The organism is Cellulomonas sp. KH9 (genome assembly GCF_900114185.1).
In the GTDB taxonomy this organism is placed as follows: Bacteria; Actinomycetota; Actinomycetes; order Actinomycetales; family Cellulomonadaceae; genus Cellulomonas.
This window is the reverse complement of sequence record NZ_FOSE01000001.1, coordinates 418157-436063: the sequence shown is the minus strand read 5'-3', so window position 1 is coordinate 436063 and position 17907 is coordinate 418157. Positions and strand designations below refer to the sequence as shown.

Genomic DNA, 17907 nt, shown 5'->3' with positions numbered 1-17907 from the left:
CCTCACGGGCGCGGTGTGGGACGGCCGCGTCCGTGCTGCGGGACGACCCGTCCGCGGTGCGGGCTCAGCGCAGCGTGACCTGGCGGGCGACCAGGCCGGCGCGGGCACGGCGGGCGTTCGCGTCGAGCGGCGTGGTGTCGGCCATCGCCGCCTCCAGGCGCGGGGCGAAGTCCGCGACGGGCTTCTCGACGTCCTCGGCCTCCGAGCCGCGCGCGAGCTCCCACACCGGCACGACGATGCCGGCGGCGCGGAAGTAGCCGATGAACTTGCCGTCGTCGAAGCCCGACTCACGGCGGGCGTGCAGGCGCGCCAGGCCGTCGAGGACGACCTGCTCGTCCGCCGGCTGCGCCCAGCGCAGGTACTCGCGGGCGCCCATGCGGCACCAGTACGCGGACTCCACGGACGTCAGGCGGCGGGTGTCGACGATGCCGGCGTCCGCCTCCTCCATCGCGGCCTGCAGGTCGGGCGTCACCTCGGTGCTCGGGTCCAGCCAGTAGGAGAAGCTCTCCTGCACCGTGACCTCGAACGGCACGGACAGGTCCAGCACGTCCTGCAGGCGGGGGCCGGCGGTGGGCAGGCCGATGTTCTCGATCGCGCTGCCGGGCTCGGCGTCGAGCGCCAGGAGCAGCGCGGTGGCGACGTCGCGGCTCGCGTCACCGGAGCTGGTGCCGGTCTGCAGCGCGACGAGCACGACGCCGTCGGCGCGGTGCAGCGCGGCCCAGCTGTTGGGCAGGACCGTGGTGACCACGACGTCGCGGGCGCCGTGCTCGGCGGTGGTGCGGGCGGTCGCGGTCGCGGCGGGCACGAGCTCGCGCAGCGCGACCCAGTCCGGCTCGCCGGGCAGCCCCTCGAACGGACGCAGCACGAAGGAGGGCGTGTTCTTGGCCATGCCCGCACCCTACCGACCGGGACGGTGCACGGCCGGACGGGCGGCTCGCCGGGTGCGCGGGCCGGCGCGGGGTACGCGGGGGTGTGAGAAGGATCCGGACGGACCGGGTGCGCGCGGGGGGCCCGCTGCGGGAGGATCACCCGTATGGATCCGCGCGCCGGCAGCCTCGCCCAGCCCTCCGACCTCATCGACGTCGACGCCCTGCTCACGGCGTACCACGACCGCGAGCCCGACCTGGACGACCCGTCGCAGCGCGTCGCGTTCGGCACCTCCGGCCACCGGGGGTCGTCCCTCGACGGCGCGTTCAACGAGGCGCACATCGTCGCCATCACCGCCGCGATCGTGGAGTACCGCCGCGGGCAGGGCACCGACGGCCCGCTGTTCATCGGCCGCGACACCCACGGCCTGTCCGGGCCCGCCTGGACCACCGCGCTGGAGGTGCTCGCGGCGGCCGGCGTCGAGGTGCACGTGGACGCCCGCGACTCGTGGACGCCGACGCCCGCCGTGTCGCTCGCGATCCTGCGGCACAACGGTGCGGGCACCGGCGAGGGCGTGCGGACGCGTGGCCCGGGCCTGGCGGACGGCATCGTCGTCACGCCGTCGCACAACCCGCCGCGGGACGGCGGCTTCAAGTACAACCCGCCGCACGGCGGCCCCGCCGGGTCCGACGCCACCGGGTGGATCGCCGACCGCGCCAACGAGATCCTGCGCAGCGGCTGGCGCTCCGTGCCGCGGGTGAGCGTCCAGCAGGCCCTGGCGGCCGACACCACACGCAAGCACGACTACCTGTCCTCGTACGTCGACGACCTCGCGAACGTCGTCGACCTGGAGGCGATCCGCACCGCGGGCGTGCGCATCGGGGCCGACCCGCTGGGCGGCGCGTCCGTCGAGTACTGGGGCGCCATCGGCGAGCGCTACGGGCTGGACCTCACGGTGGTGAACCCCGAGGTCGACCCGCGCTGGTCCTTCATGACGCTCGACTGGGACGGCAAGATCCGCATGGACTGCTCGTCGCCGTACGCGATGGCCTCGCTGCTGGAGCGCATGCAGCCCGGACCGGACGGGCGCGCGCCGTTCGACATCGCGACGGGGAACGACGCCGACGCGGACCGCCACGGCATCGTCACGCCCGACGCGGGCCTGATGAACCCCAACCACTACCTGGCCGTCGCCATCGCCTACCTGTACGGCGGGGCGCGCCCCGGCTGGCCGGCCGGCACCGCGATCGGCAAGACGCTGGTGTCGTCCTCGCTGATCGACCGCGTGGCCGCGTCGCTGGACCGGCGCCTGCTCGAGGTGCCGGTCGGCTTCAAGTGGTTCGTGCCCGGTCTCATCGACGGGTCGGTGGGCTTCGGCGGCGAGGAGTCGGCGGGCGCGTCGTTCCTGCGCACCGACGGCACCGTGTGGACGACCGACAAGGACGGCATCCTGCCGGCCCTGCTGGCCTCGGAGATCCTCGCGACCACCGGCAAGAGCCCGTCGCAGCACCACGCCGACCTGGTCGACCGGTTCGGCGGGTCCTGGTACGCGCGCGTCGACGCCGCCGCGACCCGGGAGCAGAAGGCCACGCTCGCCGCGCTGTCGCCCGAGCAGGTCGCCGCGACCGAGCTGGCGGGCGAGCCGATCACCGCGAAGCTCACCCGCGCACCCGGCAACGACGCGGCGGTCGGCGGGCTGAAGGTCACCACGCAGAACGCGTGGTTCGCGGCACGCCCGTCCGGCACCGAGGACGTCTACAAGATCTACGCCGAGTCGTTCGTCTCCCCCGAGCACCTGGCGCAGGTGCAGGAGGCGGCCAAGGACGTGGTCGCCCAGGCGCTGGGCGCCTGAGCCCGGGCAGCACGAAGCCGGGCCGGCCTCCCTGCGGGGGGTGGGAGGCCGACCCGGCGACCGGGGGTGCGGGCGTCAGGCCGCGAGACGACCCAGGCCCGCGAACTCCCAGCCGGCGGCACGCCACTGCGCGGCCGGGAGCTTGCCGCGCGCGTCGATGACGCGCGGGGTGGCGGTCAGGGCGGCCAGGCGCTGCGGGTCGGCGGCGACGAAGTCGTCCCACTCCGTCAGCACCAGCAGCACGTCGGACGCCTCGACGGCCTCCTCCACGCTGGTGCCGTAGCCCAGCGTCGGGAAGGCGCGGCGGGCGGTGTCGCCCGCCTCGGGGTCGTACACGGTGACCTGCGCGCCGCGCAGGTGCAGCGCCGCCGCCACGTTGAGCGCCGGGGAGTCGCGCACGTCGTCCGTCAGCGGCTTGAACGCCGCCCCCAGGACGCCGACGCGCTTGTTGAGCACGGACCCGCCGCACGCGGCGAGGGCCATGTCGATGACCCGCTCGCGCTGGCCCATGTTGATCTCGTCGACGTGCTGCAGCAGGCCCGCGGCGCGGTGCGCACCGAGCTCGTTGGCGCGGTGCATCAGCGCCCGGATGTCCTTGGGCAGGCACCCCCCGCCGAAGCCGAGACCGGCGTCGAGGAACTGCCGCCCGATCCGCACGTCGTGGCCGAGCGCGTCGGCCAGCACCGTGACGTCCGCACCCGCGGCCTCGCAGACGCCGGCGATCGCGTTGATGAACGAGATCTTGGTCGCGAGGAACGCGTTCGCGCCGACCTTCACCAGCTCGGCCGTCGGCAGGTCCGTCACGACGACGGGCGAGCCCTCGGCGATGGGCGTGGCGTAGACCGTGCGCATGACCGCCTCGGACCGCGCGGAGACCCCGCCCAGGACGATGCGGTCCGGGTGCAGCGTGTCGTGCACGGCCTTGCCCTCGCGCAGGAACTCGGGGTTCCACAGCAGCTCGACGTCGACGCCGGCCGGCGCCTCGCGGGCCACCAGCTCGCGCAGGCTCGCCGCCGTGCCCACGGGCACGGTGGACTTGCCGACGATGACGGCGTCCTTGGTCAGGTGCCGGGCGATCGCTGTCGTCGCGGCCTCGACGTACGCCAGGTTGGCCGCGTGCGACGTGCGCTGCTGCGGGGTGCCGACGCACACGAAGTGCACGTCACCCTGCGACACCGCCGACGCCACGTCCGTCGTGAACCGCAGCCGGCCCGTGGCCAGGTTCTTCTCCAGCAGCTCGGGCAGCCCGGGCTCGTAGAACGGCACCTTGCCCGCCTGCAGGGCGTCGACCTTGGCCTGGTCGGTGTCGACGCCGGTGACGTCGAAGCCGAGCTCGGCCATCGCGACGGCGTGGGTGGCCCCGAGGTAGCCGGTGCCGAGGACGGTGAGACGGGGGGCGTCGGCGACGGTGCTCGCCGGCTGCGTCTTCGATGTGGTGCTGCGGGTCATGTCGGTGCTCCGGGGGCTCATCGGGCGGGGGTGGGGGTCGGCGACGGCGTCGGCTGCGGCAGGGTCCTGCCCGCCGGGACGGGTGCCGTCGGCTGCGGCGCGGGGGCCGGCGTGGGTGCCGGGCTCGGTGCCGGGCTCGGTGCCGGGGTGGGCACCGGCTGCGGTGCGGGGGTCGGGCCGGGCTGCGGGCCGGGCGCCGGCTCGTCCGCCGGGGCCGCGGTGCGTGCCGTGGCGGCCCCGGTCGTCCCGGCGTCGGGCGTCCCGGCGGCGAACGGCGCGTCGGCCGGCGCGTCGAACGGTGAGGACGCCGCGCCGAAGGCCGCCGCCCCGCCGGGCACGAAGCCCGCTGCCGGGTCGTGGATGCCCTCGCGGAACGCCGCCAGGGCGTCCGGACGTGACGTGATCCGCCAGTCGTTGGTGGTGCGCTCACCCTCGACGTACGTGGTCACGGCGTGGTGGAACCACGCCAGCCCGATGACGTCGGCGTTGTGCGGCTCGGCCAGCGCGTCGAACAGGTCGGTGATCCACGCGGCCTTGCGGCCACCCGTCTCCGACGCGCCGATCTCGGCCAGCATGATCGGCTTGCCGGTGATCGCGCGCAGCTGGTCGAGCGAGCGGTCGAACGTGTAGGAGAACGTCGCGGTCTGGTCCGGGTCGTACGGCGGCCGGAAGTAGCCCGACAGGCCGACCCAGTCGACGTACTCGTCGCCCGGGTACAGGCTGCGCGTGTACTCCAGCGTCCGGTTGGTCGCGGGCAGCCGGTTGACGATGTTCGGCGACCAGACCCAGATCACGTTCGCGTTGGCACCCTCGGCCTCGAAGATCGCGTGGACGTGGTGCCACATCCGCACGAAGTCGCCCGGGCGGTTGCCGTTCACCGGTGCGGCGTTGCTGGTCTGCTCGGACCACGGGTACCAGCCGCTGTTCATCTCGTGGTTGAGACGGATCGCGACGGGCAGGTCGAGCTCGGCCACCGCGCGGGCGTACTCGCGCAGGTAGTCGTCGTGCGCGCCCTCGATGATCCGCGGCAGCGAGTACTCGGGCTCGTCCACCTGGTCGTTGGCGGCCGCGAGCGGCCGCGACTCCCACGTGATCATCGGGAGCATCCCCTTGCGCCACGACCGGACGACCGCGTCGGGGCGGAAGGCCGTGTCCCAGCCCTGGAAGTAGCCGGCCACGCCCGGCGTGACGCCCACCTGGTCGGCGACCTGGTCGAGCTCGGACCAGCTGAACGGCGACTGCGGCGTGTACAGGCCGAGGTAGCGCTGGTCGGGGACCATGAGGCTCGCCAGCGAGGGCGCCGTCGGCTTGGCCGCGGCCGCCGCTGCGGCGGCGGCACGGGCGGCCGCGGCCGCGGCTGCGGCGTCGGCCTGCTGCCGGGCGACCTGCTCGCGGATCGTCGAGCCCTGCAGCGCGCCGCGGGCCTGGGCCAGCTGACGCTCGAGGGCCGCCTTCTGCTGCGCGCGGGCAGCGGCTGCCGCCCGCTCGCTCGCGGCCTTCTGCTTGCCGCGCTGCGCGGCGGCGGCACGCTCGGACTCCGCCTTCTGCTGCGCGGCAGCCTTCTGCTCGGCCGAGTCCTGCTCGCCCGCGGCCGCGGCCGCCGCCTTCTCGGCGGCCGCCTTCTGCTTGCCGCGCTCGACGCCGGCGGCACGCTCGGCGGCCGCCTTGTCCTGCGACCGCCGCAGGTTCGCGATCTCCTCGTCGCGGTCCGCCAGGATCGCCGCGAGGTCGGCGTTCTCCTGGGCGAGCTCGCGCTCGGTCGCGGTCCGCAGCGGACCCGGCACGGTGCCGGACGGCGAGAGCCAGACGACGCCGGTGACGGCACCCAGCGCGAGGGCGAGGGTGACGGCACAGATCCTGCCGACGATCCCGAGGCGACCCGAGAGGGTCCACCAGTGCTGACCGGTGCGCTCAGACATACACCACCGCCATGAGGCCGAACATGAGGAACCCGATCAGGTAGGGGACGAGGACGAGAGGGTTGCGTCGGCGGCGCGACGCGGCGGCCGGGGCGGCCTGGGTCGTGGCGACCCGCGCCTCGGCAGGGGCAGCCTGGGCCTGCGTGCGGGCCTGGGCCCGTGTCGCGAGCCGACCGGCGGTCGCCACGTGCGGCAGCGTCGAGGTGTGCGGGCCCGACGGCCCGGACTGCGTCGGCACGGCCGGGCGGTCGACGACGTCGACGGGCGCGTCGACGTCCTGCGCCTGCTCGAGCTCGGCGATCAGGTCGTCGCCGGCGTCCCGCTGGCCCGCCGTGTACGCCCCGGCCCGGGTGCCCCAGCCGGCGACGTGCGCCATGCGGAAGAACCCGATGAGGCGGATCGGCATGAGGAACAGCGTCGAGACGATGATGAAGACCGGGAGCCGGAAGAAGTCCGACGGCTTCTCCTGCAGGTGGCGGATCTGGCGGATCGCCATCGACAGCACCGAGGAGACCACCATGAGGCCGACCACCCAGGCCACGCCCTGCACACCGGTCGTGGTCTGCAGGATCGCCTCGTACAGGTTGATGCCCGTGCCCGAGACCGCGCGGTAGACCCAGCCGGCGATCGTCCCGAAGAGCAGGAACGGCAGGATGATGTCGACCAGGAAGAAGATGGCCAGGACCGGGGCGTGCCCGAGCATCCAGGGCAGCATCCGCAGGGTGTTGTACTGGCTGCCGCGCGACCAGCGCAGCTGCTGCTTGTAGAGCTTGCGCAGCTCCAGCGGGGCGTCGGTGTAGACCAGGCTGGTGTGCTGGTAGACCGTGCGGTACCCGGCCTTGAGCGTGAGGTTGGTCAGGGTCCGGTCGTCGGACACCTCGAGGAACACGCCGAGGAACTTCTCGGTCATGAACTTGTCCATGACCTGCATGAGGATGTGCCGCCGGAACGCGATGGTGCGCCCGGGCAGGCAGCCCACCTGCCCGAGGACCGACTGCGCCGGCATGGAGTACAGGGCGCGCGTGTTCTCGAGCCAGTCCGCCCAGCGGGTGATCCACGAGCGCGTGGGCTCGAGGATCCGCTGACGGGTGGTGACGCCGCCGACCTTCGGGTCGGCGAAGGGCTTGACGAGCTCCGCGAGGGTGCCGTCGGTCCACACGGTGTCGGAGTCGACGAGGACGGTGACGTCCCCGTGCGACATCTGCGTGCCGATCTTCACGGCGTTGCGCTTGCCGGGGATGGGCGTGTGGACGCGCTGCACCAGGGGGGCGAACTCGTCGCACACGGCCTCGAGGCCGGGGTTGGGCGCGCCGTTGATGACGACGATGACCTCGTCGGGCTGCTGCTCGACGATGCGGCGCAGCACGTCGCGGAAGAGGTCGAGCGGCTCGTCGACGACGGGGACGACGACGCTGGTGCTGATCTGGTGCGGAGCGGCGACGGGACGGTAGCGCCGCGAGAGCACGACCTTGAGGATCCAGAGAGCCCAGACGATGGTCGAGAAGACCGCGAACAGGTAGATCTCGTTCTGGCCCTCGAACATGTGCCGCAGCTGCAGGATGAAGATGAACATGGGTCTCCTGTGCAACCTGACGTGGGGACGAGCTGACCGACGCCATCGGCGATGCAGCAGGGACGTCCGGGCATGGCCCGGAAGGGACGGCGGGGGCCGCGGGAGCCGAGGGGAGCGGTGGCGCGGGGACGGTCGCGAACCGTCCTCGTCGTGCGCCGGTGCTGAGCGCCGCCGGTCTGCGGCGCGTCATCGGTGGAACAACTGTGCAGGTCGGAAGGGTGAAAGAAAAGATGCTTCGGATGAACAGGACTGAAACGACTCATCGGACATTCGTCCAGGTCGCGCGCGACAAATCGGGTCAACGCCCAGGTCAGCCGACCGAGGCGGAGCAGCAGGTCAGCGCGTCGCCACAGTCGCGAATGTGACGAGCGTCTCACCCGTGCGGAGCAATGTGCACCTCACCCGGCGCGCCCCATTTCCGCGGTATTGATCGCAATGGTGACGACCTTCCCGTCGCACCACCTGCTGCACCGTTTCGACACGCCTCGTCCCCCACCTGCACGCGTGGGCGCCCCGGGCGGCGCCGACGACGGACCCCGCCCGCGGGCGCAGGCCGCACCACGGTCGGAGCGTGTCGGCCGCGGGTGCGACAGTGGGGGCATGCTCCAGACCTACCGGGACGTCCTCGCGCGCCCCGGCGCGTTCGCGTTCTCGGCCACCGGCATCGTCGCGCGCCTGCCCATGTCCATGGTCGGCATCGGCATCGTCCTCATGGTGTCCGCGCTGTACGGCTCCTACGGGCTCGCCGGGCGGGTCTCCGCCGCCGTCGTCATCGCCCAGGCGATCGGCGGGCCGCAGCTGGCACGGCTCGTCGACCGGCACGGTCAGGCCCGGGTCATGCGCCCGGCGATCCTGGTGTCGGCGACCAGCATCGTGGCGCTCGTCGTCGCCGCGTCGATGCGCGCGCCGTCCGCCTGGCTGTACGTCACCGCCGTGCTCGCCGGCGCCACCATCGGGTCGTTCGGCTCGCTGGTCCGCGCCCGCTGGAACCACCTGCTCGGCGACGACCCGCGCCGCGTGCACACCGCGTACTCGCTGGAGTCGGCCCTCGACGAGCTCGTCTTCGTCGTCGGCCCCGTCGCCGCGACGGCCCTGGCCACCAGCGTCTCCCCCGTCGCGGGCCTCGTGGTGCCGGTCGTCGCGATGGTCGTCGGAGGCCTGGCGTTCCTGTCCCTGCGCGGCACCGAGCCGCCCACCGCCCCCGCGCACGAGCCGCGGGTGCGCGGCAGCGTGCTGCAGCGCCCCGGTGTGGTCGTCATCGTGCTCGTGTTCGTCGCGATCGGGTCGATCTTCGGGGCCACCGACGTGGCCACGGTCGCGTTCGCCGAGGAGTCGGGCCGCAAGAGTCTCGCGGGCGTGATCCTCGCGGTGTTCGCGCTCGGTTCGCTCATCTCCGGGCTGCTGTACGGCGCGCGCCACTGGGTGTCCCCGCTGTACCGCCGGTTCGCCATCGGGGTCGTCGCGCTCGCCGTGGGCGTGTGCGCCTTCTTCCTCGCCGAGTCGCTGTGGGTGCTCGCCGCGGTCATGTTCGTCACCGGGTTCGCCATCGCGCCGTCGATCATCAACGGCAACGCGCTGGTCGCGGCGCTCGTCCCCCCGGGCCGGCTCACCGAGGGCCTGACCTGGGTCGGCACCGGCCTGAGCATCGGCGTGTCCGTGGGGTCGTCCGTCGCGGGCAGCCGCATCGACGCCGGCGGGTCGCACGCCGGGTTCCTGGTCGTCGTGGTGTCGGGCGCCGCGGCGCTGGTCGCCACGCTCGTCGCGCTGCCGTCGCTGCGCCGGCACGCGGCCGCCACCCGGCAGCGTGACGCCGACCCGGAGGGGGCCGCGCACGCCCGGCAGACGGCCGCCGCCGAGAGCGAGCCGGCCAGCGCCACCGCCGGCGCGACCATCGCGGCCTGCGACCTCGCCGCCGAGCACCGGGAGGACGCCGAGGACCGGGAGGACGCCGAGCACGACCTCGACGCCGGCGGCGGGCGCCCACCCGGCGCACCGGCCTGAGGGCGCCCCGACCCCGGCCGGGCGTCGCGGCAGGCGTCAGGGCGTCGGGTGGCGGGCGTCGTAGTCCCAGAACGTGCGCTGCGCGCGCACCAGCACCCACAGCAGCACCACGCACGCGACGCCGCCGACCACGGGTGCCCACGCCTCACCCACGCGCGTCGACAACGCACCCAGGGCGAGCTCGCCCAGGCGCGGACCGCCTGCCACCACGACCACGAACACGCCCTGCAGGCGACCGCGCATGTGGTCCGGCGTCGCGGTCTGCAGGATCGTCTGCCGGAACACCGACGACACGGCGTCGGACGCTCCCGCCAGCGCGAGCGTCACCACCGCGAGGGCCAGCGCGACGGGCAGCACGCCCTCGGGTGACGTCGGCCCGGCCGCGACCAGCACCAGACCGAACGCGACGATCGACAGACCCCACGCCGTGATGGCCACCGCGATGATGCGACCCTGCCAGCGCACGCGCGCCAGCCCGCCGGAGAAGAGCCCGGCGAGGATCCCGCCGGCGGCGATCGCCGCCGTGAGCACGCCGGTGGTCGTCTCGCCCCCGCCCAGGTAGAGCACCCCGACCGCGGGGAACAGGACCCGCGGCATCGCCGTGACCATCGCGACGAGGTCCACCAGGAACGTCATGCGGACGTTCGGCTGCGTCCCGAGGTACCGCAGGCCGTCGACGACCGAGCCGAGGCCGAGCCGCGCACGACCCTCCGCCGACGGCTCCGGGGGCACCGGCGGCAGCCGCACCAGCGCGGTCAGCGCGAACGTGAACAGCACCGCGTCGACCGCGTACGCCCACACGTACCCGATGCCCGCCACCAGCACCGCCCCGGTCAGCGGCCCCAGCGTGAGGGCGACGTTCCACCCCATCGTCTGCAGCGCGTTGGCCGCGGGCATCAGCCGGGGCTCCAGGAGCCGCGGGACGATCGCCGAGCGCGCCGGCGAGTTCACCGCACCGGCGGCCGACTGCACGGCGACCAGCCCGTACAGCAGCCCGACGTGCTCGTTGCCCAGCGCCGCCTGCGCGACGAGCACCAGCACCGCCACCCACGAGACGACCGACGCGACCACGGCGACCGTGCGCCGGTCGTAGTGGTCGACGAGCGCGCCGCCGTACAGCCCGAAGACGACGAGCGGCACGAGCGCGCAGATGCCGAGCACGCCGACCGCGAGCGTCGAGCCGGTGAGCGCGTAGACCTGGAGCCCGACCGCCACGACCGTGAGCTGGGAACCGAGGTTCGCGACCGACAGCCCCAGCCAGAGACGCCGGAACGCCGGGCTCGTCCGCACCGGGGTCAGGTCGACGAGCAGCGAACGCACCGGAGCACCCTATGTGCCGCACGCGGCGCGGCCGGCGCGGCGGACCGCTCCCCCGCCGCGCGGGTCAGGCGTGGGGCGTCAGGGCCCTGATCGCGGCGTCGACGACGCCCTCCGGCGGGCCCTCGACCGGCAGGACCACACCGTCCTCGTCCGGCTGCAGCGGCTCCAGCGTGGCGAGCTGCGACTCCAGCAGGCTCGGGGGCATCCAGTGCCCGGTGCGGTGCACGATGCGGTCGCGCAGCACACCCGCCGGGACGTCGAGCAGCACGAACCGCACGTCACCCTGCGCCTCGCGCAGCAGGTCGCGGTACACGCGCCGCAGGGCCGAGCACGCGACGACCGTCGACGTCCCGGCTGCCGTGCGCTCCGTCATCTCGTCGCGCACGATGCGCAGCCACGGCCACCGGTCGTCGTCGTCCAGCGGCTCGCCCGCGCTCATCTTGGCGACGTTCGCCGCCGGGTGCAGCGCGTCGCCCTCGAGGAACGGCCGCCCCAGCCGGTCGGCCAGCGCCTGACCCACCGTCGACTTCCCCGTGCCGGAGACCCCCATGACCACCAGATGCTCGACTCCCACGCCCCCACCCTGCCATCCCTCGGCGGGGACCCGGCCCACCGTCCGACGCCACGCGGGGCGCATCCGTCGGATGCGCCCCGCGTGCGCGGCGTCGGGCACCGCCCCGGCCGGGGACGTGCGACCCGGGATCAGTGGCGCGGGCCGTCCGGGTTGGCGTCGTCGGCGTCCACGAGCGGACCGTCCGACGGCCCCCAGGTGCTGGTCTCGTCGGTCGACGTGGCGTCGTCCTTCTCGCTGGAGAACGTGCCCTTGGCCTTGTCCTTCAGCGCACCGCCCTGCGTCTTGGCGAACTCGGTGGCGGCCTGCTCCGCGTCGTGCACGTAGCCCTGGACGCGGGGGTCGTTCCAGGTGTCCGACGCCCAGCCCTTGATCTTCTCGAACTGCTGACGACCCGCCCGGGTCCCCAGCAGGTAGCCGACCCCGGCGCCGACGACGAACGCGAGCTTGCCCTTCATGGGTGTCCTCCTTCGCGCCGGCCGCGAGAGACCGGCGGTCGTGTGGTCGTGTGGTCGTGCGGGAGCGTGCGTGGCGGCCGGTGCGACCCGCGGCGAGCGACGCGCACCGGGCCACGTCGCCGGAGTCACCGAGCGTAGGTCCGCGGCGCCCCACCCGCCCGTCGAGCAGCACGCCGCCGGCTCGACGGGCGGTCGCCCACGTGCGGCGCGACACTGGCGGCAGTCCCGGCCGACCGGCCGGCGGACCCCGGAGGTCGCCATGGTCGCCACCTCGTCCGGCACGACGTCCACGCCGCAGCTCAAGCGCAGCGTCGGTCGGCGGATGCTGCTGGTCTTCGTCGTCGGGGACATCCTCGGCGCGGGGATCTACGCCCTCACGGGCAAGGTCGCGGCCGAGGTGGGTGGGGCGGTCTGGGTCCCGTTCCTGCTCGCGTTCGGCCTGGCCGCGCTCACCGCGACGGCGTACGCCGAGCTGGTCACCCGGTACCCGCGCGCGGCGGGCGCGGCCGTGTACGCGCAGCGCGCGTTCGGGCGGCCGTTCGTGACGTTCCTCGTGGCGTTCGCCGTGCTCATGAGCGGCATCACGAGCGCGAGCGCGGCGGCACGGGCGTTCGGCGGCGACTACCTGGCCGAGCTCGTCACCGTCCCCACGCTCGTCGCCGCGTGGGCGTTCGTGCTGCTCATCGCCGTCGTCAACGCGGTCGGCGTCTCGGAGTCGGTGCGGGTCAACCTCGTGCTCACGGCCGTGGAGGTCACCGGGCTGCTCGTGATCCTGGTGATCGGTGCCCGCGCGTTCCTCGCGGGCGAGGGCGACCCCGGCCGGGCGATGACGCTGAGCACCGACGGCCCGGTGTGGATGGCGGTGCTCGGCGGCACGGCGCTCGCCTTCTACGCCCTGCTCGGGTTCGAGGACTCCGTCAACCTCGCCGAGGAGTGCCGCCACCCCCGCAGCGACTTCCCCCGCGCGCTGTTCGGCGGCATCGTCATCGCGGGCGTCATCTACCTCGCGGTCGCGTTCACCACCTCGATGCTCGTGGACACCGCGACGCTCGCGGAGTCCACCGGCCCGCTGCTGGAGGTGGTCCGCGTCGCGGGCCTCGTCTTCCCGCCGTGGCTGTTCGCGCTCATCGCGCTCGTCGCGGTCTCCAACACGGCGCTCATCAACATGATCATGGCGTCGCGGGTGGTCTACGGGATGTCGCGCGAGGGCATCGTGCCCCGGTGGCTGGGGCTGGTGGACCGGCGCCGGCAGACGCCCTGGGTGGCGATCGCCTTCACGACCGCCATCGCGCTGACCCTGGTCAGCACGGGCGACCTCTCCGGTCTGGCCGACACCACCGTGCTGCTCCTGCTGCTCGTCTTCGCGGTGGTCAACGTGTCGGTGCTGGTGCTCCGCCGGCGGCCGGACGACCGCGACGGAACGGTCGAGGGCGACGCGCACCGCGGCTTCCGCGCCCCCACGTGGGCGCCGGTGCTCGGCGCCGTCGTGTCGCTCGTCCTCGCCTCCCCGCTGACCGGTCGGTCCGCCGACGTGTACGCGCGGGCCGGCCTGCTGCTCGGCATCGGCGTCGTGCTCTACGTGCTGAACCGCGTGCTGGGCGGCACCCACCGCCCCGCCCCCGCGAGCACCGACCCGGTCGGCGGCTGAGCCCGGCCCGAACCGGCCGTCGCGGGCGGGCAGGAGCCGTACGGTGGCCGGGTCGTCGTCCGCCGCCGCAGCCACTCCCCGTCGACCCGAGGTGATGCGTGGACCTGCTCGCCGCCCTCGTCCTGGCCGTCCTCGTCATCGTCACGATCACGACCGTCGCGCCGCGTGCCGGGGTCGCCGCGCCGCTGCTGCTCGTGCTCGTCGGGGCGGGCGTGAGCTTCCTGCCGTTCGTGCCCGAGATCGAGGTGCCGCCCGAGTGGATCCTCGGGATCGTGCTGCCGCCGCTGCTGTACTCGTCGGCCACGACCGTGCCGACCATGGACTTCCGCCGCGACCTGCGCACCATCTCCGCGCTCTCGGTGGTGCTCGTCCTCGTGTCCGCGGTGGCCGTCGGGTTCACGCTGTCGGCGCTGGTACCGGACATCGGCCTGGCCACGGGCATCGCGCTGGGCGCCGTGGTCAGCCCGACGGACGCCGTCGCCACCTCGATCGTCCGGCGGGCCGGGGTGTCGCCGCGCGTCGTCACCGTGCTCGAGGGCGAGTCGATGCTCAACGACGCGTCCGCCCTGGTGCTGCTGCGCTCGGCGATCGTCGCCGCGGCCGGCACCGTCTCGCTGCTGGAGGTCGCGGGCGACTTCGTGTTCGCGGTCGCCGTCGCCGTGGTCGTCGGCTACGTCGTCGGCCGGCTGCACGTGTGGGCGCGCGGGCACATCACGCTGACGACGTCGAACGTCGCGATCTCGTTCGTCGTCCCGTTCGTCGCGTACCTGCCGGCGGAGCGCCTCGGGGCGTCGGGGCTGGTCGCCGCCGTGGTGGCGGGCCTGGTGACGGGGCACGCCGCACCGGGCGCGCTGCGGGCGCGCGACCGGGTCACCGAGATCGCGGTGTGGCGGACGCTGGAGCTGCTGCTCGAGGGATCGGTGTTCCTGCTCATGGGCCTCGAGGTGTTCGGGCTCGTGGAGGACGTCCTCGACGTGCACGGCAGCCTGTGGGTCGCGCTCGGCCTGGGTGCCCTCACCGGCACGCTCGTGCTCACCGTGCGGTCCCTCTTCGTCGCCTGGTCGGTGTGGGAGCTCGCGCGGCGCACCGACCGCACCCCACCCGTGCGCGACTGGCTCACGCACGCCCAGGCCCGGCTCGACGACGGTGAGCTGCCGCCGCCGCCCGCCGGACGCGGCCGGGAGCGCCGCCGGGCACGGCGGAGCACGGCCGCGGCACGGGACGGTCGGGCCGAGGCGGTCGGGCGCCGCGTGCGACGCAGGATCGCCGACATCGACTACCTGGTCGCCGAGCGCTTCGGACCGCGCGAGGGCGTGGTGCTCGTGTGGGCGGGCCTGCGCGGAGCGGTCACCCTGGCGGCGGCCCAGTCGCTGCCGTCCGGCACGCCGCAGCGGTCGCTGCTCGTCCTCGTCGCGTTCGTGGTCGCCGCCGGGACCCTCCTCGTCCAGGGCGCGACGCTGCCCTGGGTGGTGCGACGGCTCGGCACGGCGGGGCGGGAGGAGCGCGACGAGGCGGCCCTGGTCGCGCTGCGGGACGACCTGCGGCGGGCGGCGCTGCGCCGGCTGGAGGACCCCGACCTCACCCAGCCGGACGGCACGCCCTACCCGGCGCCGGTCGTCGAGCGCACCCGCCAGCGGTTCGCGGTGATGGACGCGCAGGTCGCGGCCGACGACGGCCAGCGCGAGCTGGACCGCGCGGCCGGGCAGCACCTGCTCATCGCGCTGCTGACCGCACAGCGCACCGAGCTGCTGCACGTGCGCGACCTGGGCACGTACCCGTCGGCGGTGCTGACCCAGGCGCTGGCGGAGCTGGACGCGCTGCAGATCGGCGTCGAGCTGCGGTCGTGACGGCGTGGCGCGTCAGGCCCCGACGTACGCCGCCAGGTGCTGCCCCGTGAGCGTCGAGCGGTCCGCGACGAGGTCGGCCGGCGTCCCCTCGAACACCACCCGCCCGCCGTCGTGCCCGGCCCCCGGCCCGAGGTCGACGACCCAGTCCGCGTGGGCCATCACGGCCTGGTGGTGCTCGATGACGACCACGGACTTGCCCGCGTCGACCAGCCGGTCGAGCAGGCCGAGCAGGTTCTCCACGTCGGCCAGGTGCAGGCCGGTCGTGGGCTCGTCCAGGACGAGCACCCCGCCCTTGTCGCCCAGGTGCGTCGCGAGCTTGAGGCGCTGGCGCTCACCGCCGGAGAGCGTCGTCAGCGGCTGCCCCAGGGTCACGTACCCCAGGCCCACGTCGACGAGCCGCTGCAGGACGGCGTGGGCGGCGGGGATGCGCGCCTCGCCCGCGGCGAAGAACTGCTCGGCCTGCGTGGCCGGCATCGCGAGCACCTCGCTGATGTCCTTGCCGCCGAGCGTGTACTCGAGCACCGCGGCCTGGAACCGGCGGCCCTCGCACACCTCGCAGGTGGTGGCGACCCCGGCCATCAGCCCCAGGTCGGTGTAGACGACGCCCGCGCCGTTGCAGACCGGGCACGCGCCCTCGGAGTTGGCGCTGAAGAGTGCGGGCTTGACGCCGTTGGCCTTGGCGAACGCCTTGCGGATCGGCTCGAGCAGGCCGGTGTAGGTCGCGGGGTTGGACCGGCGCGAGCCCTTGATGGCGCCCTGGTCGACCGTGACCACACCGTCGAGCGGCGCGAGCGAGCCGTGGATCAGGGAGCTCTTGCCGGACCCGGCGACGCCCGTGACCACGACGAGCACACCGAGGGGCACGTCGACGTCGACGTGGCGCAGGTTGTGCGCGGTCGCGCCGCGGATCTCGATCGCGCCGGTCGGCGTGCGGACCTCGGGCTTGAGCGTGGCTCGGTCGTCGAGGTGGCGGCCCGTCAGGGTGCCGCTGGTCCGCAGCGCCTCGACCGTGCCCTCGAACACGACCTGGCCGCCTGCCGTGCCGGCCCCGGGGCCGAGGTCGACGACGTGGTCCGCGATCGCGATGGCCTCCGGCTTGTGCTCGACCACGAGCACGGTGTTGCCCTTGTCCCGCAGTCGCAGCAGCAGGTCGTTCATGCGTGCGATGTCGTGCGGGTGCAGGCCGACCGTCGGCTCGTCGAAGACGTAGGTGACGTCCGTGAGGGACGACCCGAGGTGCCGGATCATCTTGGTGCGCTGCGCCTCGCCGCCCGACAGGGTGCCCGACGGCCGGTCGAGCGACAGGTAGCCCAGCCCGATCTCGACGAACGAGTCGAGCGTGTCGCGCAGCGCCGCGAGCAGTGGTGCCACCGAGGGCTCGTCGAGCCCGCGCACCCAGTCGGCCAGGTCGGTGATCTGCATCGCGCAGACGTCGGCGATGTTCAGCCCGCCGATCCGCGACGCCCGCGCCCCCTCGTTGAGGCGCGTGCCGCCGCACTCGGGGCACGTCTGGAAGGTGATCGCCCGCTCGACGAACGCCCGGATGTGGGGCTGCATCGCGTCGACGTCCTTGGCCAGGAACGACTTCTGGATCTTGGGGATCAGCCCCTCGTACGTGACGTTGATGCCCTCGACCTTGATCTTCATCGGGTCCTGGTAGAGCAGGCCGTGCAGCTGCTTCTGGGTGAACTCCCGGATCGGGCGGTCGGGCGGGAACAGGCCGCTGGAGCGGAAGATGCGGCCGTACCAGCCGTCCATCGTGTAGCCGGGGACGGTGAGCGCGCCCTCCTCGAGCGACTTGCTGTCGTCGTAGAGCGCGGTGAGGTCGAAGTCGGTGACCTTGCCCATGCCCTCGCAGCGCGGGCACATGCCGCCGATCTGCTCGAACGACACCGTCTGCGCGCGCTTGTGCCCCTGCTCCACCGCGATCGCGCCGCTGGCGCGCACGGTCGGCACGTTGAACGAGTAGGCCTGCGGCGAGCCGATGTGCGGCTCACCCCGCCGGCTGAACAGGATCCGCAGCATCGCGTTGGCGTCGGTGGCGGTGCCGACCGTCGAGCGCGAGTTGGCGCCCATCCGCTCCTGGTCGACGATGATCGCGGTGGTCAGGCCCTCGAGGACGTCGACGTCCGGGCGCGCGAGCGTGGGCATGAAGCCCTGCACGAAGGCGCTGTACGTCTCGTTGATGAGGCGCTGGGACTCCGCGGCGATCGTGCCGAACACCAGCGAGCTCTTGCCCGAGCCGGAGACGCCCGTGAACACCGTCAGCCGCCGCTTGGGCAGCTCGATGCTCACGTCCTGCAGGTTGTTCTCGCGCGCGCCGTGCACGCGGATGCGGTCGTGGGTGTCGGCACGGGCGGCGGGCGCGGGCGTGGCCATCGGTCCTCCAGGCGCGAGCGGGG

Annotated in this window: 12 protein-coding genes; 4 read left to right on the top strand and 8 right to left on the bottom strand. The window is 74.0% G+C overall.

The window, feature by feature from the left end; genetic code table 11:
• Window positions 1–64 precede the first annotated feature (64 nt).
• The gene (locus tag BMZ16_RS01970; RefSeq protein WP_089797925.1) at window positions 65–889 is read right to left on the bottom strand and encodes a DUF5926 family protein; all 825 of its coding nucleotides are present in this window, start codon (window positions 887–889) and stop codon (window positions 65–67) included.
• Between the two features lie 144 nt (window positions 890–1033).
• On the opposite strand from BMZ16_RS01970, the gene pgm reads away from it, so the two are divergent.
• Window positions 1034–2719, top strand: coding sequence for a phosphoglucomutase (alpha-D-glucose-1,6-bisphosphate-dependent) (pgm, locus tag BMZ16_RS01965; protein ID WP_089797924.1), 1686 nt, complete (start codon window positions 1034–1036; stop codon window positions 2717–2719).
• 75 nt (window positions 2720–2794) lie between these two features.
• Here pgm and BMZ16_RS01960 read toward each other — a convergent pair whose 3' ends face one another.
• The 3 genes from BMZ16_RS01960 to BMZ16_RS01950 are packed head-to-tail and all read right to left on the bottom strand — an operon-like array spanning window position 2795 to window position 7660.
• Entirely contained in the window at window positions 2795–4168 is a 1374-nt protein-coding gene (locus BMZ16_RS01960) for a UDP-glucose dehydrogenase family protein (protein WP_089797923.1), read from the bottom strand.
• Window positions 4169–4185: 17 nt separating this feature from the next.
• The gene (locus BMZ16_RS01955; RefSeq protein ID WP_255366299.1) at window positions 4186–6087 is read right to left on the bottom strand and encodes a glycoside hydrolase family 26 protein; all 1902 of its coding nucleotides are present in this window, start codon (window positions 6085–6087) and stop codon (window positions 4186–4188) included.
• Entirely contained in the window at window positions 6080–7660 is a 1581-nt protein-coding gene (locus tag BMZ16_RS01950; protein ID WP_089797922.1) for a glycosyltransferase family 2 protein, read from the bottom strand. Before BMZ16_RS01950 ends, BMZ16_RS01955 begins: the two co-directional genes overlap by 8 nt.
• 600 nt (window positions 7661–8260) lie before the next feature.
• Between BMZ16_RS01950 and BMZ16_RS01945 the strand changes: the two genes are divergently transcribed.
• Window positions 8261–9661 carry an MFS transporter gene (locus tag BMZ16_RS01945; RefSeq protein WP_089797921.1) on the top strand — a complete coding sequence of 467 codons (1401 nt, stop codon included), beginning with the start codon at window positions 8261–8263 and terminating at the stop codon, window positions 9659–9661.
• A gap of 36 nt (window positions 9662–9697) precedes the next feature.
• On the opposite strand, the gene BMZ16_RS01940 is transcribed toward BMZ16_RS01945, so the two are convergent.
• The 3 genes from BMZ16_RS01940 to BMZ16_RS01930 all read right to left on the bottom strand — a co-directional run bounded on the left by BMZ16_RS01940 (window position 9698) and on the right by BMZ16_RS01930 (window position 12010).
• A complete protein-coding gene (locus BMZ16_RS01940; protein WP_089797920.1) occupies window positions 9698–10981 on the bottom strand; it encodes an MFS transporter in 1284 nt (427 codons plus the stop codon).
• 64 nt (window positions 10982–11045) lie between these two features.
• Window positions 11046–11555 (bottom strand): gluconokinase, encoded by a 510-nt coding sequence (locus tag BMZ16_RS01935; RefSeq protein ID WP_255366298.1) that lies wholly within the window; start codon window positions 11553–11555, stop codon window positions 11046–11048.
• A gap of 128 nt (window positions 11556–11683) precedes the next feature.
• Window positions 11684–12010, bottom strand: a complete 327-nt coding sequence (locus BMZ16_RS01930) for a YtxH domain-containing protein (protein ID WP_089797919.1) — start codon at window positions 12008–12010, stop codon at window positions 11684–11686.
• Between the two features lie 259 nt (window positions 12011–12269).
• Between BMZ16_RS01930 and BMZ16_RS01925 the strand changes: the two genes are divergently transcribed.
• Window positions 12270–13658 carry an APC family permease gene (locus BMZ16_RS01925; protein ID WP_089798654.1) on the top strand — a complete coding sequence of 463 codons (1389 nt, stop codon included), beginning with the start codon at window positions 12270–12272 and terminating at the stop codon, window positions 13656–13658.
• A gap of 98 nt (window positions 13659–13756) precedes the next feature.
• Complete coding sequence (locus tag BMZ16_RS01920) at window positions 13757–15505, top strand: cation:proton antiporter (protein WP_089797918.1); 1749 nt, start codon at window positions 13757–13759, stop codon at window positions 15503–15505.
• Between the two features lie 12 nt (window positions 15506–15517).
• On the opposite strand, the gene BMZ16_RS01915 is transcribed toward BMZ16_RS01920, so the two are convergent.
• Window positions 15518–17884 (bottom strand): ATP-binding cassette domain-containing protein, encoded by a 2367-nt coding sequence (locus tag BMZ16_RS01915; protein ID WP_089797917.1) that lies wholly within the window; start codon window positions 17882–17884, stop codon window positions 15518–15520.
• Between the last annotated feature and the right edge of the window lie 23 nt (window positions 17885–17907).